Raw genomic sequence first — 22540 nt, forward strand, 5'->3', positions numbered from 1 at the left:
TTGACAACCAATGAATTACAGATATGATCGTACTTTATATTCTTATGGCCATATTGGCCTTGATTCTTCTGTTGGCAGCCATTGCCCCAAAAAGGTATGATGTTTCCCGATCTATCGAAATCAATCGACCCAAAAGCGTTGTTTTTGGTTATCTCCAATTATTGAAAAATCAAGATGAATGGTCCCCATGGGGCAAGCGCGACCCGAACATGGTAAAGAATTTTACGGGTACCGATGGCGAAGTGGGTGCCGTAAGCAGTTGGAAAGGCAATAAGGATGTTGGGGAAGGGGAGCAGGAGCTTACAAGAATTGTAGATGGCGAGCGCATCGAATCGGAACTTCGGTTTCTAAAGCCCTTTAAATCCACTTCCAATGCCTATATGGAGACCAAAGCGGTGGATAGCGATACTACCCAGGTAATTTGGGGCTTTTCGGGCAAAAATAAGTTTCCCATGAGTATTATGATGCTTTTTATGAGCATGGACAAGGCCATCGGAAAGGATTTTGAAGAGGGGCTGGCAAGTTTAAAACAGATTTTAGAAAACAATTAAGTTATGGATTTTAATATGGTGGGCTGGTTCGAAATCCCCGTAGTGGATATGGACCGGGCCAAAACGTTTTATGAAGCGGTTTTTCAAGTGAAGATAGAACTACAGGATTTTGGGGGCACCAAAATGGGGTGGTTTCCTTCGGATATGGACAAACCGGGAGCTGCGGGCTCACTGATTCAAAACAAGGATTGGTACAAACCGAGCGATAGCCAAGGGGTACTGGTGTATTTCAACAGCTTGGATGTACAAAACGAATTGGACCGTATCGAGTCCAATGGAGGTAAAATCGTGCAGTCGAAGACCCAGATTAGCCCTGAAATCGGTTTTATGGCCGTTTTTTTGGATACGGAGGGCAATCGGATCGCTTTGCACTCCAGACAGTAATGGAATTACTCGACTAATTCCAATAGGGCGATGTCATACGCATTGTCCAAGACCACCTTTCCATTGGCCACGGTGACCTCTGATTCGGAATAAGCATCATACAATACGGTTCCATCACCAAAAAAACCTTTTACCCAAAGCGATTTTTTACCTTTAGGTAAATCCAACCCTACTACCACTTTGTCCCTATAGTCTCCGTTAACATAGGTTCTGGAGAATACGTAGGGCGATTTGGCCAGACGCTTATGTTTTCCAGCGCCAATAGCCGGATGGTTGGCTCTGAACTGTCCCAATTTTTGCCAATGTTTGTGTATGTTTTGTATTTCGGGAAGGCTATCCAAATCTTCCCAATTCATGAACGAGCGCAACGTGGCATCCCCTTCGGTACCTTCTATAATCAAACTACGGGAGGTTTCGTCCCCATAATATACTTGTGAGGCACCGGGCGTCAACAGCAAAACATTGGCCGCACGATAGGGTTTTTTTCGCTCCTTGTCATAAGGCGCGCCATCATCGTGTGAAGTGAGGTAGTTCAGTACGCTTTTGTCCTTTAATTTGGTCTGGAGCAGTTTGTTGTATTTTGAAAAAATCGCCTCATAGTTTTTATCAGCGTCGTTTTTCAGCTCAAAATTGATAAGGCTCTTGAATCCATAGTCAAAGAAATCTACTTTTTTGTCGCCAAAATCAAAATCGCGTCCGCCAGAAATACCGTAGTTGTAGACTTCGCCCACCATGTAAAATGGATTCTCGTCTAAAACTTGGTCTTGGTGTTTTTTCTTCCACATTTCAAAGGCATAAGTTGCTTCCGTATATAGGTCGGACCAAGCATTTTCGTTGACGTGCTTTACGGTATCCACACGGAAACCATCCACCCCTAAATCATTGATATAATCCGTAAGCCATTTGATGATGTAGTAACGGGGTGCCCTTGGATAGCCCGTACGTTCAAAAAAGAGTTGCAGTTCGTCCAGTTCCTTGCTCAAACGCCCTTCCTGTTTCCATTTGGCCAACAGGGCATCGGGCAGTTCCACTGCTTCGTCAGACTCGGTCAGAATATCTGGTAGGTTCTCCACCAAAGTACAGGCCGTTGTATTTTCGTAGGTGGTGAACTCGCATTTGGGACCGGTGCGTACCCAATCATCGGGCCATACGGGGTCTTTTTCCGTGACTGGGCCAGTATGGTTCAGCACCACATCCAATAAAATACGGATACCCTTGCTGTGCGCCGTTTTCACCAACTCTTCCAAATCCTTTTTGGTGCCAAAATTGGGGTCTATCGCTGTCCAATCCTTTGCCCAATAGCCGTGGTAACCATAGGTTTTTCCAGTGCCTTCGTCGGTTGAGCCATGGATTTGTTCCACTATAGGGGTAAACCAAATGGCATTGATGCCCAAATCGGTGAAATAGCCTTCCTTGATTTTTTGGGTAATACCTTGAATGTCCCCGCCCTCAAAACCGCGTAAAACGCCAGTTTCCTCAGTCCTGTCAAAATTGATGTCGTTATCCGGATTGCCATTGTTGAAGCGATCGGTGAGCAAAAAATAGACATTGGCGCCTTCCCATACAAAAGGCACTTCTTTTTTAGGGCTTTCCTGTTCAACTACCTGTGTTACGACTTCAGGTTCCTTTTTAACTTTCTTGCAGCCAATAAATAAGGGAATAGAAAACAAAACAACAAGCAGTTTTTTCATGGATTGGGATTTTGTCTAAAACTATAAAATGCGTGCGTAATAAGAAAATTTATTTGCTGTGCACTTGGACTTGCCCAATCGGTTATTGGTGAATGGATTATTGGTTTCGGTTCAAAACACGATACTCCTCATAGCAACTGGAAATGGCATCCAGAATTTGAAGGTCGTTCGCTGTTTTTATAAAGGATTTGGAATAGTTGCAATTGTTCAGGATGTCTTCAATGTCCACTTTTTCGAGTTGCAACAGTTCGGTCAATGTCTCCCTATCAAATTTGGAGGCCAAAAGGTCCCTGATGTTGTCATCTTCCTTGATTTGACGCAATTTGCGCATCTGACGGGGCTTTTTGCCGAAAAGGTTCCGCAATAGGTCTGCCGGGTTCAATATGGCCCCCAACACCTTGGTCACGGCACTGGGGCTTTTGTTTCCGGCCTCGTAGCTGGCATTTAGTCCTGATATGCTGTATTGATAGGCATTGTTTACGGGCAGGTTCTTCACGTCTATTTCCAAATATCCTGTGAGTTGATAGGGCCTAACCACCACTTCCTCCAAGGCATAGGCCAACTCGGTAAGTGCGATTTCCGTATTGCCAAAGCGCAACATATCGTTGGTGACCCGTACTTTCTGTGTCTTAAACCCAAGGTAGGAGAAATATAGCGTATCATTCACCGCAGCGGGAATGGTAAACTTTCCATCCGGATTGGTAATGGTACCCTTTACCTGGTTCAAGTTGACCACGTGAACGCTTTCCAAAGGAAATTCCGTTTGGGCATTGATCACCGTCGCGGTAAACTCTTGGATTTCTTGGGCTTCATTACCTTCGACCTGGGAAAAACCGAGCAGCGGAGTTAGGGACAATAGTATAAGTAGTACTCTTTTCATGCAATCTTTGGAATGATAAAAATACTAAACAAAGAAAAATAAACAGCAGCGACCTACCTTTTAATATAGAATTAACTAATAAAAGCCCTGTCTTTTTTTGCTGCCCTTTTTACCATATCCTCCTTTTTTACCGCCTTTAAAAGACTTGTTGCCACCTTTGCGATGACCACCACCGCCACCTTTTCGGCCACGACGTTTTTTACCGCCTTTTCCTCCACCACCGCTTCCGGGATTTTTGGAAACTTCAACATTGATAAAACGCCCATCTACCTTAAAATCGGTAAAGGTTTGAAGGATAAATTCCGTAAGTTGGGCATCCGTGTTAAAGAAAGAGAAAGAATCCTTGGTGTCTACATTGTAAACATCTTCCTTTTCAAGGTTCAAGGTGTCACGAAGGAAATCCTTTAAGGACATCCAATCGTATCCGTCCCGCTCCCCAATATTGATAAAGTAGCGTACAGAACCTTCCGTTGGGATTTCACCTTTGGAACTTCCTGTATCTTTTCCAGCATCTTGACTGTTGAGGTCCTTGGTTTTGCTATAGTAGTTGTAGAATTGAGTAAACTCTACGGAAAATATTTTCTTGATAAGGTCTTCTCGGTCAATGCCATCCAATACATCGTTGATGGCGGGCAAATAACTTTCAATTTCCTTGTTGATTTGGGTTTCCTTGATCCTGTTGGCCAAATGGTACAGCTGGATTTCGCAGATTTCGATACCATCAGGAATCTTTTTGGCTACGAAATCTTGCTGGATCTTTTTCTCGATGGCCTTGATCTTACGAAGCTCGGAGCGTGTAATGATGACCATGGAAATACCTGATTTTCCCGCACGGCCCGTACGTCCGCTTCGGTGGGTATAGGTTTCGATCTCATCCGGCAATTGGTAGTTGATCACGTGGGTTACATCATCCACATCGATTCCACGGGCGGCAACGTCCGTAGCTACCAACATCTGAACCTGCTTTTTACGGAAGGAGTTCATCACCAAATCCCGTTGGTTTTGGCTTAGGTCTCCGTGCAAAGCCCCTGCGTTGTAACCATCTTCGATCAATTTTTCGGCAACTCGTTGGGTATCGCGTTTGGTGCGGCAAAACACCACGGAGAAAATTCCGGGATTGGCATCTGCCAAACGCTTAAGTGCTGCGTAGCGGTCGCGTCCGCCAACCACATAATACTCGTGCTGTACGGTAGAAGCACCAGCATTTTTGGAACCAACAGTGATTTCAACAGGCTTGTGCATAAACTTTTTGGCGATCGTAGCCACTTCTTTGGGCATGGTCGCCGAGAACAGCCAAGTAAGCTTTTCCTGCGGGGTATTCGATAGAATGTCCTTAATGTCCTCATAAAAGCCCATGTTCAACATTTCATCTGCTTCATCCAATACACAGTAATCAATTTTGGAGATGTCCACCATATTTCGGCCGATCATATCCTTCATACGGCCGGGAGTGGCCACAACAATCTGTGCACCTCTCTTAATTTGTTTGGCCTGTTCCGTAATGCTCGCACCACCATAAATGGCGACCACATTCAGACCTTTGATGTATTTGGAGTAGAGTTTGAGTTCGTTGGTGATCTGCAGGCACAGTTCCCGTGTAGGGGATAGGATCAACCCTTGTGTGGTCCTGCTTTCCGCTTGAATCTTTTGGATCATTGGAAATCCAAAAGCGGCGGTTTTACCTGTTCCTGTTTGGGCCAAGGCCACCAAATCGGTTTCCTGTCCCAATAATACGGGGATTGATTTTTCTTGTACTTCAGAGGGGGATTCAAATCCAAGATCGGAAATAGCATCCAATAGGGGTTTGTCCAACCCCAAGGCTTCAAATTTTGTCATAGCGGTGTATATACCTTAAATCGCAAATATGTTGTGTTGCATCGAGCGATTTGTATATAACCCATTTGAGCCCATCGCAACACCTTGCCCATACCGGCGGCGTTAATAAAGCGGCAAAGGTACACTTATTTTGATCGGTGCAAGCTACTGTGCCTTCTTTTTTAGGAATTCCACCAATTTTTCAATGGCCCGTCCCCGATGACTTATGGCATTTTTAACGGCGGAAGGCAGTTCGCCAAAGGTGTTGTCGTATCCGTTGGGCTTAAAAATGGGGTCGTAGCCAAAACCGCCCTCTCCATACTTTTCCGGGGTAATTTGGCCTTCCACGATGCCCTCAAACGTATAACTCTCTCCATTGAGATTGAGATGGACCACCGTTTTAAAGTGCGCTGAGCGATCAGTTGCACCTTTCAGTTCGGATAGTAGTTTTTCCATATTGTCCGAAGCACTTTTCTGCCCACCGGCATATCTGGCGGAATACACACCGGGCGCTCCGTTCAGGGCATCGACCAATAAACCGGTGTCGTCGGAAAAACAGTCCAAACCAAAGGTTTGGGTCACATAATCGGCCTTTATTTTGGCGTTTTCCTCCAACGTATCGCCCGTTTCGGGGATTTCCTCCACACAATTGATATCCTTTAACGATAAAATTTCAATGGTGTCTGGCAGAAGTTGCTGCACTTCCTTCAACTTATGGTCATTATGGGTGGCAAAAACGAGTTTCAATATAAAAGGGTTCTGTGTGAGTTTCAAAAGTAGTAATTTCGGGTTTTAACCCATAGTTATGCAATTGAAAGTACCACCTGCGTTGGTGATGTTGATTTTTGGAGGCTTGATGTATGTTTTGGACCGTTTTTTGCCCGTCGGTGAATTCGATTTTTTCGGAAGACGATTTTTGATGCTGTTCTTGTTCGGTCTTGGGCTAGTGGTGATCTTAATTTCCGTGGTACAGTTTTTCATCAATAAGACCACAACGGACCCATTGCACTTGGATAAAAGCAGAAAGTTGGTCACCAATGGCATCTATAACTTTACACGGAACCCGATGTACTTGGGAATGCTGTTGTTCTTGTTGGCCTTTGGCCTAAAGCTGGGCAATGCCTTCAACACTTTGGTGGCAGCAGGTTTTGTTTCCTACTTGAACCATTTTCAGATAAAACCCGAGGAGGAAGCCCTCAAAAAACAGTTTGGTCAGGAATATACCATCTATTGCAAGCTGACGCGGCGGTGGTTTTAATAGATTTTGGACGACAGGAGACAGGAGACAGGAGACAGGGGGCAGTAAGCAGTAAGCAGTAAGCAGTAAACAGGAGGTATTTGACAGTAGATAAGTTCAAAAATCTAGGCGTACAATGGTCCATTTCCTAAATTAATTCGTGAGCATTAGTGCAATTTCTTGAGTTATTGAATTGGAAAAAGGCCTTTCATTTGAACTTGTACTTGCACTTGAGTTTGATTCCTTAATGGTTCCAACTTGCAAAAAAGTAGGATTTGGGTGCCATTTCGAACAAATCGCAGTGGATTTTTGATTTATCCGCAAATGTGTAAGGTTTTTGATCCGTTCCGATTATAAGGATGGAATTAATGTTTAATTTTACCCTTTAATTTTTTGAAGCGACCCCATGGTACACACTGGACGCAAATATGTGTTCGATTTTGATAGCACGCTTACCCGTGTTGAAGCATTGGATGTTTTGGCGGAAATGACCCTGCAAGGCAATCCAAAAAGGGACGAAATTGTATCGGAAATCCAAAAAATCACCAATTTGGGGATTGATGGAGACATTTCGTTCACCGAATCCCTGGAGCGAAGGATCCGTTTGCTCAGCGCGAACAAAAGTGATTTAGAGGATTTGGTAAAGGAACTCCGTCAAAAAATTTCCAAATCCATCGAGGCCAACAAGGAGTTTTTCCACGAGTATGCGGAAGATATTTATGTGATCTCCTGTGGTTTCAAGGAATTTATCGACCCCATTGTGGAGGAATACAATATCCCCTCCGAAAGGGTGTACGCCAATACCTTTACTTTTGATGCCGAAGGTAATATTACCGGTTTTGACGAAACCAATGTTTTGGCGTCCCATAATGGGAAAATTGAATGTTTAAAGAATCTGGATTTGGATGGCGAGGTCCAGGTCATTGGCGACGGCTACAGCGATTATGTGATGCGCGAGGCCGGAATTGCCCATAAATTTTTCGCCTACACTGAAAATGTGCATCGGGAAAAGGCGGCCAACAATGCCGACCACGTTGCACCGAACCTAGATGAATTTTTATTTGTGAACGATTTGCCAAGAAACTTATCATACCCCAAGAACAGAATCAAGATCCTTTTATTGGAAAATGTCCACCCTGCAGCCTTCGAAAACCTTTCGGAAGAAGGGTTCTCTGTGGAGTTGATCAAGACCAGCCTTTCCGAGGACGAACTCATTGAGCGAATCAAGGGAGTCCATGTGCTGGGCATCCGTTCCAAAACGCAGGTGACCCAAAAAGTGTTGGATGCTGCAGATAAACTATTGGTTGTAGGTGCCTTTTGTATCGGAACCACCCAAATTGATTTGGAATACAGCAAAAAGAAAGGCGTAGTGGTCTTTAATGCACCTTACAGTAACACCCGTTCCGTGGTGGAATTGGCCGTAGGGCAGATCATTATGCTCATGCGAAGCATTTTTCCGCGCAGTACCGAAATCCACAATGGCGAATGGAACAAGACCGCCGCTGGTTCGCAAGAAGTACGTGGAAAGAATTTGGGTATTGTAGGCTACGGAAACATCGGGAAGCAAATGTCCGTTTTGGCCGAAGCTATGGGGATGAAAGTTTACTATTATGATGTAAATGACCAATTGGCCTTGGGAAATGCCGTAAAATGTGACACTTTGGAGGATTTGTTGAATGTTTCCGATGTAGTGACCTTGCATGTGGACGATAATAAAGCCAACAAAAATTTCATTGGCGAGCGAGAAATCAACCAAATGAAGGATGGTGCCAAGCTCATTAACCTTTCTAGAGGCTTTGTGGTGGATATTGATGCTTTGACCAATGCTTTAAAAAGTGGCAAATTAGGTGGAGCGGCCATCGATGTCTACCCGTCCGAGCCAAAAAGCAATGGAGCCTTTGAAACCCCATTACAGGGATTGCCCAACGTGATTTTGACTCCTCACATTGGTGGAAGTACCGAAGAGGCGCAGCGCGACATAGCAGAGTTTGTGCCGAACAAAATCATGGATTACATCAATACAGGAAATACGGTGGATGCCGTGAACTTCCCTAATATCCGATTGCCCAAACAGAACAAATCGCACCGCTTTTTGCACATTCACCGCAATGTACCGGGCATCATGGCCAAAATCAACGAGATATTGGCACAGTATGGACTCAATATTTCAGGTCAGTACCTATCTACCGACAGCGAGGTGGGCTACGTGATTACTGATTTGGACAAGGAGTACGACAAAGACGTGATCAAAGCGCTGAAGAAAATCGAGAATACCATTAAGTTTAGGGTACTTTATTAACAGAAGGAAGACCGCTGCGCTTCAAGAAACAGGAACAAGGACTGTTTTGGTCCTGGTTCTTGACTCTTGCCTCCAATTATCTCATTGATGATGATACGGTTCGTTTCGTAAAATCGTGAACCCTCTATAGATCTGCTCTACGATGAACAAGCGCACCATTTGGTGGGAAAAGGTCATTTTGGAAAGGCTAATTTTGCCGGAACTCTTTGCATAAACGGCTTCACTGAACCCATAAGGTCCACCAATGGCCAGAACCAGATTTTTGATACCACTGTTCATCTTTTTTTGTAGGAATTGAGCAAAATCCATAGAGCTGTACTGCTTTCCCTTTTCGTCCAATAGCACCAACGTATCCGTGGGTTGCAGTTGCGCCAAGATCAATTCCCCTTCCTTTTCCTTCTGTTGGGCTTCCGAAAGGTTCTTCCGGTTTTTAATATCAGGAATCATCTCCATTTGAAACTTGATATAGTGCTTCAACCGTTTTTCATAAACGGAGATAAGTGCTTCAAGTTCAGTTTTGTCGGTTTTGCCAATGGCCATCAAGGTAATCTGCATGCCCAAAAATAGATTTTTCTGGCAACAAACTGAAGTTTGCCAAGAAAGTTAGCTGTTTCTGGATTCTGAACCCTCAACCCTCAACCCTCAACCCTTAACCCGTAACCCGCAACCCACAACCCACAACCAAAACCCCATCCGTCAGATCAAAACCCACATCCGTCAGATCGGAAAGGGCATCCGTCAGATCGTGCCCTAAAAACCCGTTGGAATTGACGACATTGTTCCTATTTAACAAATACCTACCCAAAAATGAACAACAAGACCTACTTTTTGGCCCTTTTGAGCCTTATCCTATCCTGGAGCTGCGGCAAGGACGATGCACCACCACCGCCCCAGAACAATGCGCCCAGCATTGCGGCGCAGACCTTTCCCGTGCCCGAGAACATCTCCGATGCCCAACTCATCGGTACCGTAAAGGCCACCGATGCAGACAAGGATGACGAACTCACCTTCTCCATTGCACAGAACGACAACGAACTTTTTGAGATCACCAAAGCCGGCGGTCTGAGCCTGGCAACGGGCAAATCCCTAAGCTACGAGAACAAGACCAAGCACACCATTACCGTAGCGGTGACTGATGGCACCGATGAGGCCAAGGCCCAGATGACCATCAACGTGACCCAAGTGGACCCCGAAAACCTGCCGCCTACCCTAGAACCGCAGACCTTTACCGCCTCGGAGAACATTCCCGATACGCAGGTCATAGGCACGGTAACGGCCAACGACCCCGAAGAGGATGAACTTACGTTTAGCATCGCCGAGGATGCGGACGCACTCTTTGAGATCACCACAGCAGGGGAACTCTCCCTTTTGGAAGGCAAAGCCTTGGATTTTGCAACCAAAACAGAGCACATGGTAACGGTACAGGTAACCGATGGCAATAGTTCGGTACAGGCAGCCATCACCATAAAGGTGGTGCAGTCCGACCCGGAAAACAAATTGCCCGTTATGGAGGTACAATCGTTTGAAGCCAATGAGGACATCACCGATGCCGATGTCATTGGTACCGTGCTGGCCAGCGACCCTGAGGAGGAAAACATAACTTTTGCCATAGTGGAAGACCTGGACGAGCTATTTGAGATCACCGAAGCGGGCGAACTCTCCTTGATGGAAGGCAAGAACTTGGATTTTGAGACCGAGCAGGAGCATACCATTACCGTAAGCGCCAACGACGGCAATGGATTCGTCCAAGCAATCATCACCATCACGGTGGGCGATGTGAACGAAGCTCCCACGGCAGAACCCCAAAGCTTTGAAGTAGCGGAGGACATTGCGGACACCGAAATTATCGGAACCGTAGAGGCCATCGACCCTGAAAACGATGCCTTAACCTTTAGTATCATGGAAGATCTGGACGGGCTCTTTGAGATCACCGAAGCAGGCGAACTATCCTTGGCAACGGACAAGACTTTGGATTTTGAGACCAAAGCTGAACATATACTCACCATTGGGGTTAGCGACGGCACCAATGAAACGGTAGCGCTGGCTATAACCATAACCGTAACTGATGTGGAAGAGGGTGTGAGTCTGTTCGATGATCCCGCTTCATTTATTACAGAATGGCACGTGTTGGCGGGTCAACAAATAACCGCTTTTAGAGCTAGACTTATGGATTACAACTATGATTATATAATTGATTGGGGGGATGGTACTATAGAACATCTCGTCCAAAAATCTCCTGTACACATGTATACGGAGGAGGGCACTTATCTAGTCGCTATAAAAGGGGATTTTCCAGCTTTTTACACACTAGATCTTGATAAAAGCAATGTGGATGCCTTGTTGGATGTAAAACAATGGGGCACACAAAAATGGCAAACTATGAGATCAGCTTTCTATGATTGTGACAATTTGGTTGGCTTTAGTGCAACCGATAAACCTGATTTATCTGAGACTACAAGTATGCAAGGAATGTTTAACAGCGCTAAACTTTTCAATGGGGATATTGGCCAATGGGATGTCAGCAACATCATTACTATGGAAGGGATGTTTATTAATGCGGATTCTTTTAACCAAGACTTGAATGATTGGGATACTGGTAATGTAACCAGTATGCATCTCATGTTCCGTTCGGCTGATTCTTTTAATGGTAATATAAGCAATTGGAATACGGAGAATGTGACTAATATGGGTGGCATGTTCGTTGCGGCGACATCTTTTAACCAGTATATAGGGGATTGGAATACCATGAATGTGAAATCCATGGCCCATATGTTTGCTAAAGAAATTACGGATAATCCGATGATATTCAACCAGGATATCGGAAACTGGAACACACTTAATGTAACGAGTATGAACTCCATGTTTTATGGAGCAGTAGATTTCAATCAAGATTTGAGTTTGTGGAAAACGGATAACGTAACTGATATGAAAAGTATGTTTAGGGATGCAACTTCCTTCAATCAAGATATTAGCAGTTGGAATACTATTAACGTAACCACAATGTCATCAATGTTTTTAAATGCTTCTTCCTTCGATCAAAATTTAGGTGGATGGAACATTAGCAGTATCAGCAGTATCTATATGGGTAGTATGTTTAATTACTCCGGCATGTCCAATACCAACGCCAATGCCACTTTAGCAGGATGGGCAGACTTTGTACAGTTCAATGAGGGACCCTTCAATATAGCATTGGGAATGGAAGGTGTTCCGCTTTGTGGGGAACAAGGTGATTATGCATTATCTGTTCTTATGAGTGTTGATTACGGTTGGAATATTACAGGTTTTCAATATGATATTAATTGCCCATAAATAATTCAGCTTTAAAATAAAGGGGCAACCACAGGAAAATTTGCTCTCGTTTTCCAGTGGCTTGCCCCAAACTTGTTTTAAAATCTTCGATTCTTTCGCTACAAAACGATGATAACCCTGTTTACCAAACAAACAGCAACTTATAACCCTTAACCCTTAACCCTTAACCCTTAACCCTTAACCCTTAACCCTTAACCCTCAACCCACAACCAAAACCCCATCCGCAACAGGCACTATTTTTCGGAATAACTCCACGACATAATTGTATACCAACAGCAATGTTTTTACTATTTTCGTGAAAACCCCAAGTGGATGATTTCCGAAGCACAATTTCAACACGAACTGGATTTGATTATTGCCAATGCCGTTAGGGAAGATGTTGGCGATGGCGACCACAGTTCCTTGGCCTGTATTCCCGTATCGGCGCAGGGAAAGGCTAAACTTTTGGTCAAGGATGAGGGCATTATTGCCGGAGTGGCCTTTGCCAAACAGGTCTTTCAATACGTGGACCCCCAGCTCCAAATGGAGATTTTGATGGAGGATGGGTCCCCTGTAAAATACGGCGATGTCGTTTTTTATGTGGAGGGCAGCTCGCAAAGCATTCTAAAGGCCGAACGTTTGGTGCTCAATGCCATGCAGCGCATGAGTGCCATCGCCACCAAGACGCAGGATTTTGTCTCCCTGTTGGACGGTACGAAGACCAAAATCTTGGACACCCGTAAAACCACGCCCGGGATTCGTGCCCTCGAAAAATGGGCCGTTACCATCGGCGGTGGTGAAAACCATCGGTTTGCCCTTTACGATATGATCATGCTCAAGGACAACCATATCGACTTTGCGGGGGGCATCACCAAGGCCATCCAAAAAACAAAGGATTATTTGAAGGAGCATGGGAAGGAATTAAAGATTATCGTGGAGGCCCGGAATTTGGATGAGGTGGACGAAATCCTGCAATCCGATGGGGTCTATCGCATTCTCTTGGACAATTTTGACTACGATGACACCCGAGAAGCGGTCAAACGGATAGGGGAGAAGTGCCTTACGGAATCCTCCGGTGGAATCACCGAGGAAACCATCAGGACCTATGCCGAATGTGGTGTCAACTATATTTCTTCAGGAGCACTTACCCATTCCGTTTACAATATGGATTTAAGCTTAAAAGCCGTTTAAATGTCAGCAGCCATCGAAGAGCAGTTGGAAAAGATACCCGTCATCAATTGGATGGTCCGGATATTGAAAAAGATAAAGCTCAAAGCTTTTGAAGGACTCTCTTTGTATGACTTGATCGAAATGTATTTGGTGGGTATCGTTAAAGGAACCCTGTCCTCACGGGCAAGTTCCATTGCGTTCAGCCTGTTTTTGGCCCTTTTCCCATTGCTTATTTTCTTATTGACACTGATTCCGTTCATCATACCCTACGTGAGTGTGGGCAACGAGAATTTTGATGCCCAATTTTTGGATTTTCTGGAGTCCTTTCTCCCTTCCGCAACCAGTGATTATTTTGGGGAAATCTATCAGCAGATCAAGGACCAAAAGCAAGGGGGATTGTTGTCCTCCGCCTTTATTTTGTCCATTTTTCTGGTGGCCAACGGCGTAAATGCCATTTTTGGGGGTTTTGAGAACTCCTATCATGTCGAACTGACCCGTAACTTTTTCCGTCAGTATGCCTATGCGCTCATGGTGGGGCTCATTCTTTCCATTTTATTGATTGTGGGAGCCGTTGCCTTCGTCTATTTTGAATTTTATATCGTGGAATACACCAGTGAATATTTGGGCAAAACCTTGGGGTACGATGTGGAAAAAGGCGATACGGTAGGCATTCAGATAGCCAAAGTCCTGTTCTTTTTGTTTTTGTCCTACATCACCACGGCCATACTGTACTATTTTGGAACCGCAGAAGGGCGTAAGGCGCGATTCTTCTCCGCCGGTGCCTTGATGACCACCCTCTTGTTCTTGCTCACCTCTTATCTTTTCGGTATTTATGTGGACGAATTTGCCCGATACAATGAACTTTATGGCGCTTTGGGAGGATTATTGATCCTAATGGTGTTTATTTGGTTAAATTCAAACATTTTATTGTTGGGCTTTGAGCTCAACGCAACCCTAAATTCCCTTAAAAAAAGGCATGAAAAACAGAAGAATGATGCGTAAATGGGTTTTCGCCCTATGTTTTCTGATGGGTCAAATCACCTTTGCCCAGACCGTTTTTGGCAAGTGGAAAACCATTGACGACCGTGATGGTACCGAAAAAGCAATCATCGAAATATACAAGGACGGTGGTTTGTTGCATGCCAAGGTGGTGAAGATTTTGCAGGAAGGAAAAAAAGGTGCGGTATGTACCAAATGTGAGGGAGAACGAAAAAATAAGCCAATCCTCGGCATGAAGATCATGGAGGATTTTGAGGAAAAGAAAGATGGGATCTACAAAGGCGACAAACTCTTTGATCCAGAACAGGCCATGACCTTTAGGGGTCGGGTATGGTTGGACGAGGAAAACGCTAACCGTCTCAAAGTACGGGGCTATCTCGCCTTTTTGTATCGAACCCAAACATGGCACCGGGTGATAGAGAACTAGATATGGATTATTTTTTGGAGGTTGTTTTGCCCATTCCCCTGGAGAAACTCTTCACGTATAAAATTTCAAAAGCTGAAACGGATTTTTTACAGGAAGGTATGCGTGTGGCCGTACCCTTCGGGAAATCCAAGATTTATACGGCTTTGGCCTACCGCATCCACCAAAATGCTCCCGAAGCCTACGAACCCAAGGAGATTTATCAGATTTTGGACGAACACCCGGTGGTCACACCAGTGCAGCTCAGGCATTGGGAATGGGTGGCAAAGTACTATATGTGCACCTTGGGAGAGGTGATTCGGACTGCTTTGCCCAGTGCCTTTATGCTGGAGAGCGAAACCTTGATTCTGCCCAACAAAAATGCCGAAGTGGATGAGCAGGAACTCAACGATGATGAGTTTTTGGTGTATGAGGCATTACAACATCAAACCGCATTAAAAGTAGCTGAGGTCAGTGATATTGTGGACAAAAAGCACGTGTTGAAGCTCATCAATACCTTGGTGTATAAAGGCGTGGTGGTCCAAAAGGAGGAACTCTACGAGCAATACAAGCCCAAATTGGTCCGCTATGTAAAACTCTCTGAGCAGTACGAGGGCGAAGCGGAACTTTCAGCATTGCTCAACGAACTCACAAGGGCCCCGAAACAAAGTCAGGTTGTACTTTCCTTGTTCCAACTAAGGGCCAAAAGCTCCAAACCCATACCCGTTGCCGAACTCGAAAAAGAAAGCAGGGCCTCAAGGGCCGTGATCAAGGCACTTGTTGATAAAGGTATTTTGGAGGAGTACCACATCCGAAAAGATCGGGTGGATTTTGATGAGCGTTCTAATGCTTCCGAACAGGTTCTTTTAAATGAGCACCAACAACAGGCGTTGGAGGATATCCATCACGGTTTTGAAGAGCAAAAACCAGTATTGTTACACGGGGTCACCTCCTCTGGAAAGACCGAGGTGTACGTCAAATTGATTCAGAAATGCTTGGAAGAGGGCAAACAGGCCTTGTATCTGCTTCCAGAAATTGCTCTGACCTCCCAATTGATCAATAGGTTGCGACATTATTTTGGACATCAAGTATCCGTTTATCATTCCAAATACAGCATTCACGAAAGGGTAGAGGTGTGGAATAATGTGCTGAAGAATGCCGAGAAAGCCCAGATTGTCATTGGTGCACGTTCGTCGCTTTTCCTTCCGTTTACCCAATTGGGGTTGGTGGTGGTGGATGAGGAACATGAAACCTCTTTTAAACAATTCGACCCAGCACCACGTTACCACGCACGGGATGCGGCCGTGGTTTTGGCTTCCATGCACAAGGCCCACATTGTTCTGGGTTCCGCTACGCCAAGCATTGAAAGTATGTACAACGCCAAGACGAAAAAATATGGCTACGCTTCCATTGCCCATCGGTTTGGCGAGGTGCTGATGCCGGAAATCAATTTGGTGGATATCAAGGAAGCGACCCGTAAACGGCGTATGAAAGGACACTTTTCCGAAATTTTGATCAAGGCGATGACCGAAGCCTTGGAGGAGGGGGAGCAAATCATACTTTTTCAGAATCGAAGGGGTTTTGCCCCAGTGGTGGAATGTACCACCTGCGGACATGTGGCCCAATGCCCAAATTGCGATGTCAGTTTAACTTATCATCAGCACAGGAACCAATTGCGTTGCCATTATTGTGGGTATCACATGGCGTTGCAGCAGGCCTGTTTGGCTTGTGGGAGCCCTACTCTGGACAACAAAGGTTTTGGTACGGAACAGATTCAGCAGGAATTGGGACAGTTGTTCCCCGATGTTTCGGTGGGGCGGATGGATTTGGACACTACCCGAGGAAAATATGCTTATGATAAAATCATTTCATCTTTTGAAAATCAGGAAATGGACATTTTGGTCGGTACCCAAATGGTAACCAAGGGGCTGGATTTCAGAAATGTGAGCTTGGTGGGCATCATGAATGCTGATTCCATGCTCAATTTCCCCGATTACCGGGCGCATGAACGCAGTTTTCAAATGCTCACGCAGGTAGCGGGCAGGGCAGGGCGCACCCAAAAACGGGGCAAGGTCCTCATTCAAACGTACAATCCGTACCATCAAATATTGCAACAGGTGACTACGAACAGCTACGATAGCATGTTCAAGGAGCAATTCTATGAAAGGGAGCAGTTTAAATATCCCCCTTTGGTGCGGTTGATCAAAATCACCTTAAAGGATAAAGATTTCAATAAATTGAACGAGGCGGCGGACTGGATGGCGGGGTCGTTGCGGAATGTGCTCGGCACGAATATTCTTGGCCCTGAATACCCACCGGTATCCCGAATCCGAAGGGATTATCTCAAAAATATATTGATCAAGGTGCCGAGAAAACAGCCCTTGGCCCAAACAAAAAATAGCATTAAAAGAATCGAAAAATCCTTTAATGCTATTTCTAAGTATAAAAGTGTACGATTGGTCTACAATGTGGACCACATCTAATTATACATTGGCCAGCGCTTCGGCTAGTTCTGTTTTCTTGTTTCTACTCAAAGGAATCTGTCTGCCCCCTACTTCAACATTTTTGCTGTTGAATTTCTCAATCTTCTCCAGATTCACAATATAAGATTTATGGATACGTAGAAATTTTTCGGCAGGCAATTGCTTTTCAAAAGATTTCATGGTGGATAGGATTACGATATTGGCTTCGTCGGTCACCAATTTGATGTAATCTCCCAATGCTTCTATCCATTTTATGTCGTTTAAGATAACCTTACGCTTTTTAAGGTTACTCTTTACAAAGATGTGCTCTTCGTCCTCATCAACACGGTTCATTTGCTCGTATTTGGCAACAGCTCTTTTTACGGAGGCTTCAAAACGCGCTAGGGTGATGGGTTTGTGAAGGTAATCGGTTACATCGTAGTCAAATGCTTTAAGTGCATAATCAGGTTTTCCAGTAATAAGGATGACCTGTGGTGGGTTCTCTAGGGCCTCCAAAAGGTCAAAACCGCTGATGATGGGCATTTCAACATCTAAAAAGATAAGGTCGATTTCATGGTTCTTAAGGCCATTTTTGGCTTCAATGGCATTGCTGTACTCAGCAACCAAGGCGAGGTGTGGATGATTGTTGACCAACTTTGCAACGGCCATGCGCTGCATCGAGGAATCGTCTACAATTATACTTTTTAATTTCATAGAATGGGGTGATTTGTAGGGTTTTAAATCATGGGCAAAGTACATAAAAAACCCGCTTACGGGCAACAAAAGATGTAAACATGGTCTATTTTGTTGTGTAAATTGCCATAAGTGTTATTTAGGTTTATTGGGTTTTTCACTGTTGATAACTCTGTTACTTTAACGAAGTTTTTTTACTTTTCTTGCAGGGCGAAGGAATTATTATTAATTTTGCGCTCCTTTAAAAATATATTATAATGAACCATTACGAAACTGTTTTCATTTTGAATCCCGTTCTGTCTGAGACCCAGATAGAGGAAACAGTCAAGAAATTTGAAGATTTCTTGATTAAGAATGGTGCCAAAATGGTCTCCAAGGAAGATTGGGGACTTAAAAAGTTGGCCTATCCCATTCAGCACAAGAAAAGTGGATTTTACCACTTGTTCGAATTCCAGGCTCCAGGTGAGGCTATTGGCCCATATGAGCTTGAATTCAGAAGAGACGAGCGCATCATGCGTTTTTTGACCGTTAAATTGGACAAGCACGCAATTGCTTGGGCGGAAAAAAGAAGAAACAAACTAAAAGCAAAGGCATAGGGTATGGCATCTATCGAGCAACAAGCAAAATCGAAAAAAGACGGGGAAATCAGATATTTGACCCCGCTGAACATTGAGACCAGCAAGCAGAAGAAGTATTGTAGGTTCAAGAAATCAGGTATCAAGTATATCGATTACAAAGATCCGGATTTCTTGATGAAGTTGGTAAACGAACAAGGAAAATTGCTTCCTAGAAGACTTACCGGTACTTCCTTGAAATACCAAAGAAAAGTGGCTCAGGCCGTAAAGCGTGCCCGTCACCTAGCCTTAATGCCGTACGTTGGCGATATGTTGAAATAAAAAACACCAGAGAATGGAACTTATTCTAAAAGAAGATGTACAGGATTTGGGATTTAAGGATGATATCGTTACCGTAAAGAACGGTTACGGCAGAAACTTCCTAATCCCTCAAGGGTTGGCCGATTTGGCCACTCCATCTGCCAAAAAAGTTTTGGCCGAGAACCTTAAGCAAAGAGCTCACAAGGAGAAGAAAGTCATTGACGAGGCCCAAAAAGTGGCCGATGCGTTGAAACAATTGGAAATCCGCATTACTGCCAAGGCAGGTGCCGGTGATAAATTGTTCGGTTCGGTGACCAATATCGACCTTGCTGCTGCCTTGGACAAAGAAGGACACCAGATTGATAGAAAATTCATCAACATTAAAGGTGGAGCTATCAAAAGAACCGGTCCTTACGAGGCCATTATCAGATTGCACAGGGAAGTTGTAGTAGAATTCCCTTTTGAAGTGGTTGCGGAAGCTAAATAATCCACACCATAACATATACAAAAAAGCCCTTTGATTTCTCAAAGGGCTTTTTTTATGTTCTTATTATTAAATAATCTTAGGGCTTTTGCTCCATAGCAGCCCGTAGTCTACCCTGTAGATCGGCATCCGTTTGTAGGGCCATCGCTATTTTTTCGTAGCGTTCCATGGTTAAACCTTCCTTGCTGATGATTTCTTGGATTTGTTTCATGAAACCCGTTTGCATTTGCTGAATTTTACCCATCACCTCACCAAAGCGTTGTTTCTCCTCATCACTTGCCTCCACCGTTTGTTCTGCGGAAGCTGAGGCTTGGTACATTTCATTGAAGCGATTTGGGTCGAAACCGCTCTCCTTTACGGTTGCCATAACCTGTTGTTGGGCCTCCATGTTCACCTTTTGGATATCTTGGAATGCAGCGGCAATTTTATTCAGTTCCGCATCGCTTACCTCTACTTGTTCTTGTGCCGTAATTTGTGAAAAGGCAGTGGCACCCATAATGGCCACACCCACCACAAACGTTTTCATTGATTTCAAAAATGTCATGCTATCTTCTTTTTATTACATGTGAATCTCCGAAACTACAATAATTAAAAGGGCTTGCCAAACCTCGTAGGTTAAGGTAAACTTAAAGAACTCCGGTGCAAACTGCTTTTTGACCGTATTCTTGGGGTAAAAACAGGGTGGTTCTGCCTAGCCTTTTATATTTTTGCCGCATGAAGTACAGAAGATTGACCAAGGAGCAATTGGAAGAGCTCCATCCGGAATTCATCAACTTTTTGGCGACACAATCCATTACGGCAGAAGAGTGGGATACCCTTAAAAAGGAAAAGCCCGAAGTGGCTGAGGAGGAAATCGATGTGTTTAGCGATCTGATTTGGGAAGGTGTGCTGAACAGGGTAGAATACTTGGAGAATATTTCTGAAAGGCACATGCACCTCTTTCATTTGACGGAAAAGGAGATGAAATTACTTTCCGTTAAAATCCTGAATCCTGAAATCGATTTAAGGACCGAAGTGGGCTTTGGTTGGTTCAAACGGAACTATCAATCGGATTTTGTGGAATACCTATCGGCTTCCAAGGCTTATGGCGAGGACAAGAATGTCGATAAATTTGAACTCATTAAACAAGGGGCGGTCATCACCAAAGGAGAGCTGTACCAGTGGTTTGAGCAGATTATGGAGCACTGATTTGGACGTTGGAAGCAAGAAATTCAGGAATTCAACCATTTATCAATCTGAAAGCGTAAAGGCATCCTGGAATCTTTTGTCCTTTAGCTTTCCACCATTCTACCGTCAAGCGTATATTTGCACGAGAATGTAAGATCACATGGCAAAAAAACCATCCATACCTAAAGGAACCCGCGATTTTTCACCCGCCGAGGTGGCCAAGCGCAACTATATCATCCAAACCATTAAAAAGCATTTTGAAACCTTTGGTTTTCAACCCATCGAGACCCCGTCTTTTGAGAATTCGGAGACACTTATGGGAAAGTATGGGGACGAAGGCGACCGTTTAATCTTTAAAATCCTGAATTCGGGCGATTTTATCTCCAAGGTGGACGATGTGACCTACAGTTCCAAAGATTCTGCTTCCTTAACGCCCAAAATTTCAGAAAAAGCCCTGCGCTACGACCTTACCGTGCCATTCGCCCGTTACGTAGTGATGCACCAAAACGAAATCGATTTTCCGTTCAAACGATATCAAATTCAGCCGGTATGGCGTGCTGACCGTCCCCAAAAAGGGCGTTTCCGTGAGTTTTACCAATGCGATGCCGATGTGGTCGGGGCAAATTCGTTATTGCAGGAAGTGGAGTTTGTACAGCTCTACGATGCCGTTTTTACAGACTTGGGGCTAAAAGGGACAACCATCAAAATCAATAACCGCAAAATTCTATCGGGTATCGCCGAGGTGATTGGCGCACAACAGTTGCTGGTCGATTTTACCGTGGCCTTGGATAAGTTGGACAAGATAGGAGAGGAGAAAGTAAAGGCCGAGATGATGGAAAAAGGCATCTCCGAGGCAGCCATTACCAAGGCACAGCCTTTGTTCAAGATGACAGGAACGGCTTCCGAACAGTTGGAACAGCTTAAAATTATCCTAGCCGACTCCGAAGTGGGTATGTTGGGGGTTTCCGAATTGGAAGAAATCATTGCTACGGTTGATATGTTGGGATTACAATCGGCCACGCTTCAATTGGACGTTACCCTTGCCCGCGGACTCAACTACTATACCGGGGCCATTTTTGAGGTGGCCGCCCCAGAAGGTGTCCAAATGGGCTCTATTGGTGGTGGTGGTCGCTACGACGATCTTACGGGTATTTTTGGACTGAAAGATGTGAGCGGTGTGGGGATTTCCTTCGGATTGGATCGTATCTATCTGGTTTTGGAAGAATTGAACCTGTTTCCTAATAGCTTGGATACATCATTGGACGTACTTTGCCTCAACTTTGGTGAAAAGGAGGGAAGGGCAGCCTTGCAATTGGTGTCAGGACTTCGCAAACACGGGCTCCGGGCCGATTTGTACCCTACGGACACCAAAGTGCAAAAGCAATTCAAATATGCGGATAAAAGGGGAGTGCCTTATACCATTCTTTTAGGTGACCAAGAACTGACTGATGGCAAGTTTGTGGTTAAAAATATGAAGACCGGAGACCAAAAATCGTATGCGTTGGATAGTGTCGAAGCTTTTGTAGAGCAGCTCAGGTCCGAGCTTTAATAGCCTGTATGATTTTTTTGTAATAGGTAGGGCCGTGCGGCACGTACTTGCCCGTATTGGCGAGACCCCATGTTTCTTCGGCAAACCTGAAAAGCGGAATCAAATCCAGTGCTTCCACTTCACTTTCCTGTTTGGTTAGATTTTTGAAAGGCGTCTCAATCTCACACAAAAAGATATGATGGAGTTCCGCATCGATAAAATCCTCTGCAATCTTATGGATGGCCTTAAAAGTACCGATGGCTTCCAAATCCTCTTCCGTAATTTGATAGCCTACTTCTTCCTCGACCTCACGTATTGCCGCAGTAACGATTGGCTCTCCAGATGCCACATGCCCTGCTACCGAAACATCCCAAAGCAAAGGATGGGTAGCCTTATTTTTGCCACGTTGTTGAATTAGAACCCGACCGTCTGCGGTATACAACCAAATATGGACCGTAGGGTGCAACCATCCCTTGCCGTGTGCTTCCGATTTTAAACAGGATTTGCCCGTTGGTTTTCCCTCATCGTCCAATATGTCCACCTTCTCGTCCATGTACATAAAGATAAAAAAAAGTCACCCCGAAGCTGCTTCGAGATGACTTAATTTAATAGGT

General features: G+C 44.6%; 22 protein-coding genes. 14 read left to right on the top strand and 8 right to left on the bottom strand.

The genetic code is table 11. The features are described 5' to 3' along the window. The first annotated feature begins 23 nt into the window (after positions 1-23). Both RBB12_RS06830 and RBB12_RS06835 read left to right on the top strand, forming a co-directional pair. Entirely contained in the window at positions 24-551 is a 528-nt protein-coding gene (locus tag RBB12_RS06830) for an SRPBCC family protein (RefSeq protein ID WP_306013139.1), read from the top strand. A gap of 3 nt (positions 552-554) precedes the next feature. Continuing rightward, entirely contained in the window at positions 555-935 is a 381-nt protein-coding gene (locus tag RBB12_RS06835; RefSeq protein WP_257023963.1) for a VOC family protein, read from the top strand. Positions 936-940: 5 nt separating this feature from the next. Here RBB12_RS06835 and RBB12_RS06840 read toward each other — a convergent pair whose 3' ends face one another. The 4 genes from RBB12_RS06840 to RBB12_RS06855 form a co-directional block, all read right to left on the bottom strand. Continuing rightward, a complete protein-coding gene (locus RBB12_RS06840) occupies positions 941-2626 on the bottom strand; it encodes an alpha-amylase family glycosyl hydrolase (protein ID WP_306013138.1) in 1686 nt (561 codons plus the stop codon). Positions 2627-2723: 97 nt separating this feature from the next. Then, positions 2724-3506: a carboxypeptidase-like regulatory domain-containing protein gene (locus RBB12_RS06845; RefSeq protein WP_179383968.1), complete on the bottom strand. Its 783-nt coding sequence runs from the start codon at positions 3504-3506 to the stop codon at positions 2724-2726. 75 nt (positions 3507-3581) lie between these two features. Continuing rightward, on the bottom strand, positions 3582-5342 hold the full coding sequence (locus RBB12_RS06850; RefSeq protein WP_306013137.1) for a DEAD/DEAH box helicase: 1761 nt from the start codon (positions 5340-5342) through the stop codon (positions 3582-3584). A gap of 144 nt (positions 5343-5486) precedes the next feature. Then, on the bottom strand, positions 5487-6068 hold the full coding sequence (locus RBB12_RS06855) for a non-canonical purine NTP diphosphatase (protein WP_306013465.1): 582 nt from the start codon (positions 6066-6068) through the stop codon (positions 5487-5489). Positions 6069-6126: 58 nt separating this feature from the next. Between RBB12_RS06855 and RBB12_RS06860 the strand changes: the two genes are divergently transcribed. Beyond that, on the top strand, positions 6127-6579 hold the full coding sequence (locus tag RBB12_RS06860; RefSeq protein WP_306013136.1) for a methyltransferase family protein: 453 nt from the start codon (positions 6127-6129) through the stop codon (positions 6577-6579). A 385-nt stretch (positions 6580-6964) separates the two neighbouring features. Beyond that, positions 6965-8857 (top strand): phosphoglycerate dehydrogenase, encoded by a 1893-nt coding sequence (gene serA, locus RBB12_RS06865; protein ID WP_306013135.1) that lies wholly within the window; start codon positions 6965-6967, stop codon positions 8855-8857. Positions 8858-8938: 81 nt separating this feature from the next. Here the strand turns inward: serA and rlmH are convergent, their stop codons facing one another. Then, a complete protein-coding gene (rlmH, locus tag RBB12_RS06870; RefSeq protein WP_306013134.1) occupies positions 8939-9412 on the bottom strand; it encodes a 23S rRNA (pseudouridine(1915)-N(3))-methyltransferase RlmH in 474 nt (157 codons plus the stop codon). Between the two features lie 252 nt (positions 9413-9664). On the opposite strand from rlmH, the gene RBB12_RS06875 reads away from it, so the two are divergent. From RBB12_RS06875 to priA, 5 genes are all read left to right on the top strand, one after another. Then, the gene (locus RBB12_RS06875; RefSeq protein WP_306013133.1) at positions 9665-12166 is read left to right on the top strand and encodes a BspA family leucine-rich repeat surface protein; all 2502 of its coding nucleotides are present in this window, start codon (positions 9665-9667) and stop codon (positions 12164-12166) included. A 312-nt stretch (positions 12167-12478) separates the two neighbouring features. Further along, the gene (gene nadC, locus RBB12_RS06880; protein ID WP_306013132.1) at positions 12479-13336 is read left to right on the top strand and encodes a carboxylating nicotinate-nucleotide diphosphorylase; all 858 of its coding nucleotides are present in this window, start codon (positions 12479-12481) and stop codon (positions 13334-13336) included. Then, positions 13337-14317 carry a YihY/virulence factor BrkB family protein gene (locus tag RBB12_RS06885; protein ID WP_306013131.1) on the top strand — a complete coding sequence of 327 codons (981 nt, stop codon included), beginning with the start codon at positions 13337-13339 and terminating at the stop codon, positions 14315-14317. Further along, positions 14292-14741, top strand: coding sequence for a DUF2147 domain-containing protein (locus RBB12_RS06890; RefSeq protein ID WP_179383960.1), 450 nt, complete (start codon positions 14292-14294; stop codon positions 14739-14741). The genes RBB12_RS06885 and RBB12_RS06890 overlap by 26 nt, the downstream gene beginning before the upstream one ends. A gap of 2 nt (positions 14742-14743) precedes the next feature. After that, on the top strand, positions 14744-17200 hold the full coding sequence (priA, locus tag RBB12_RS06895; RefSeq protein ID WP_306013130.1) for a primosomal protein N': 2457 nt from the start codon (positions 14744-14746) through the stop codon (positions 17198-17200). On the opposite strand, the gene RBB12_RS06900 is transcribed toward priA, so the two are convergent. Further along, a complete protein-coding gene (locus RBB12_RS06900) occupies positions 17201-17893 on the bottom strand; it encodes a LytR/AlgR family response regulator transcription factor (protein ID WP_100818563.1) in 693 nt (230 codons plus the stop codon). 236 nt (positions 17894-18129) lie between these two features. Here RBB12_RS06900 and rpsF point away from each other — a divergent pair, with 236 nt between their 5' ends. Genes rpsF through rplI form a run of 3 tightly spaced genes read left to right on the top strand, consistent with a single transcriptional unit; the run spans position 18130 to position 19234 of the window. Beyond that, positions 18130-18468: a 30S ribosomal protein S6 gene (gene rpsF / locus RBB12_RS06905; protein WP_014031369.1), complete on the top strand. Its 339-nt coding sequence runs from the start codon at positions 18130-18132 to the stop codon at positions 18466-18468. 3 nt (positions 18469-18471) lie between these two features. Next, entirely contained in the window at positions 18472-18768 is a 297-nt protein-coding gene (rpsR, locus tag RBB12_RS06910) for a 30S ribosomal protein S18 (RefSeq protein WP_014031368.1), read from the top strand. Positions 18769-18781: 13 nt separating this feature from the next. Continuing rightward, entirely contained in the window at positions 18782-19234 is a 453-nt protein-coding gene (gene rplI / locus RBB12_RS06915; protein WP_179383957.1) for a 50S ribosomal protein L9, read from the top strand. Positions 19235-19310: 76 nt separating this feature from the next. On the opposite strand, the gene RBB12_RS06920 is transcribed toward rplI, so the two are convergent. Continuing rightward, the gene (locus RBB12_RS06920; RefSeq protein ID WP_306013129.1) at positions 19311-19775 is read right to left on the bottom strand and encodes a DUF4168 domain-containing protein; all 465 of its coding nucleotides are present in this window, start codon (positions 19773-19775) and stop codon (positions 19311-19313) included. 170 nt (positions 19776-19945) lie between these two features. On the opposite strand from RBB12_RS06920, the gene RBB12_RS06925 reads away from it, so the two are divergent. Further along, positions 19946-20419 carry a DUF6495 family protein gene (locus tag RBB12_RS06925; RefSeq protein WP_306013128.1) on the top strand — a complete coding sequence of 158 codons (474 nt, stop codon included), beginning with the start codon at positions 19946-19948 and terminating at the stop codon, positions 20417-20419. A 139-nt stretch (positions 20420-20558) separates the two neighbouring features. Next, positions 20559-21947 (top strand): histidine--tRNA ligase, encoded by a 1389-nt coding sequence (gene hisS / locus RBB12_RS06930; protein WP_306013127.1) that lies wholly within the window; start codon positions 20559-20561, stop codon positions 21945-21947. On the opposite strand, the gene RBB12_RS06935 is transcribed toward hisS, so the two are convergent. Beyond that, entirely contained in the window at positions 21931-22479 is a 549-nt protein-coding gene (locus tag RBB12_RS06935; RefSeq protein WP_306013126.1) for an NUDIX hydrolase, read from the bottom strand. The genes hisS and RBB12_RS06935 overlap by 17 nt on opposite strands. Positions 22480-22540 lie beyond the last annotated feature (61 nt).

The sequence above is a fragment of the Allomuricauda sp. MMSF_3307 genome, assembly GCF_030733585.1.
Taxonomy (GTDB): domain Bacteria; phylum Bacteroidota; class Bacteroidia; order Flavobacteriales; family Flavobacteriaceae; genus Flagellimonas.

What these genes read in the sequence shown, in the direction of transcription:
- RBB12_RS06920 (WP_306013129.1), bottom strand. Translation starts at nt 19,775, where the DNA reads ATGACATTTTTGAAATCAATGAAAACGTTTGTGGTGGGTGTGGCCATT.
- RBB12_RS06845 (WP_179383968.1), bottom strand. Translation starts at nt 3,506, where the DNA reads ATGAAAAGAGTACTACTTATACTATTGTCCCTAACTCCGCTGCTCGGT.
- rpsR (WP_014031368.1), top strand. Translation starts at nt 18,472, where the DNA reads ATGGCATCTATCGAGCAACAAGCAAAATCGAAAAAAGACGGGGAAATC.
- RBB12_RS06860 (WP_306013136.1), top strand. Translation starts at nt 6,127, where the DNA reads ATGCAATTGAAAGTACCACCTGCGTTGGTGATGTTGATTTTTGGAGGC.
- rlmH (WP_306013134.1), bottom strand. Translation starts at nt 9,412, where the DNA reads ATGCAGATTACCTTGATGGCCATTGGCAAAACCGACAAAACTGAACTT.
- RBB12_RS06850 (WP_306013137.1), bottom strand. Translation starts at nt 5,342, where the DNA reads ATGACAAAATTTGAAGCCTTGGGGTTGGACAAACCCCTATTGGATGCT.
- rpsF (WP_014031369.1), top strand. Translation starts at nt 18,130, where the DNA reads ATGAACCATTACGAAACTGTTTTCATTTTGAATCCCGTTCTGTCTGAG.
- RBB12_RS06885 (WP_306013131.1), top strand. Translation starts at nt 13,337, where the DNA reads ATGTCAGCAGCCATCGAAGAGCAGTTGGAAAAGATACCCGTCATCAAT.
- RBB12_RS06890 (WP_179383960.1), top strand. Translation starts at nt 14,292, where the DNA reads ATGAAAAACAGAAGAATGATGCGTAAATGGGTTTTCGCCCTATGTTTT.
- rplI (WP_179383957.1), top strand. Translation starts at nt 18,782, where the DNA reads ATGGAACTTATTCTAAAAGAAGATGTACAGGATTTGGGATTTAAGGAT.
- RBB12_RS06835 (WP_257023963.1), top strand. Translation starts at nt 555, where the DNA reads ATGGATTTTAATATGGTGGGCTGGTTCGAAATCCCCGTAGTGGATATG.
- priA (WP_306013130.1), top strand. Translation starts at nt 14,744, where the DNA reads ATGGATTATTTTTTGGAGGTTGTTTTGCCCATTCCCCTGGAGAAACTC.
- RBB12_RS06875 (WP_306013133.1), top strand. Translation starts at nt 9,665, where the DNA reads ATGAACAACAAGACCTACTTTTTGGCCCTTTTGAGCCTTATCCTATCC.
- RBB12_RS06840 (WP_306013138.1), bottom strand. Translation starts at nt 2,626, where the DNA reads ATGAAAAAACTGCTTGTTGTTTTGTTTTCTATTCCCTTATTTATTGGC.
- RBB12_RS06900 (WP_100818563.1), bottom strand. Translation starts at nt 17,893, where the DNA reads ATGAAATTAAAAAGTATAATTGTAGACGATTCCTCGATGCAGCGCATG.
- RBB12_RS06830 (WP_306013139.1), top strand. Translation starts at nt 24, where the DNA reads ATGATCGTACTTTATATTCTTATGGCCATATTGGCCTTGATTCTTCTG.
- hisS (WP_306013127.1), top strand. Translation starts at nt 20,559, where the DNA reads ATGGCAAAAAAACCATCCATACCTAAAGGAACCCGCGATTTTTCACCC.
- RBB12_RS06925 (WP_306013128.1), top strand. Translation starts at nt 19,946, where the DNA reads ATGAAGTACAGAAGATTGACCAAGGAGCAATTGGAAGAGCTCCATCCG.
- serA (WP_306013135.1), top strand. Translation starts at nt 6,965, where the DNA reads ATGGTACACACTGGACGCAAATATGTGTTCGATTTTGATAGCACGCTT.
- RBB12_RS06935 (WP_306013126.1), bottom strand. Translation starts at nt 22,479, where the DNA reads ATGGACGAGAAGGTGGACATATTGGACGATGAGGGAAAACCAACGGGC.
- nadC (WP_306013132.1), top strand. Translation starts at nt 12,479, where the DNA reads ATGATTTCCGAAGCACAATTTCAACACGAACTGGATTTGATTATTGCC.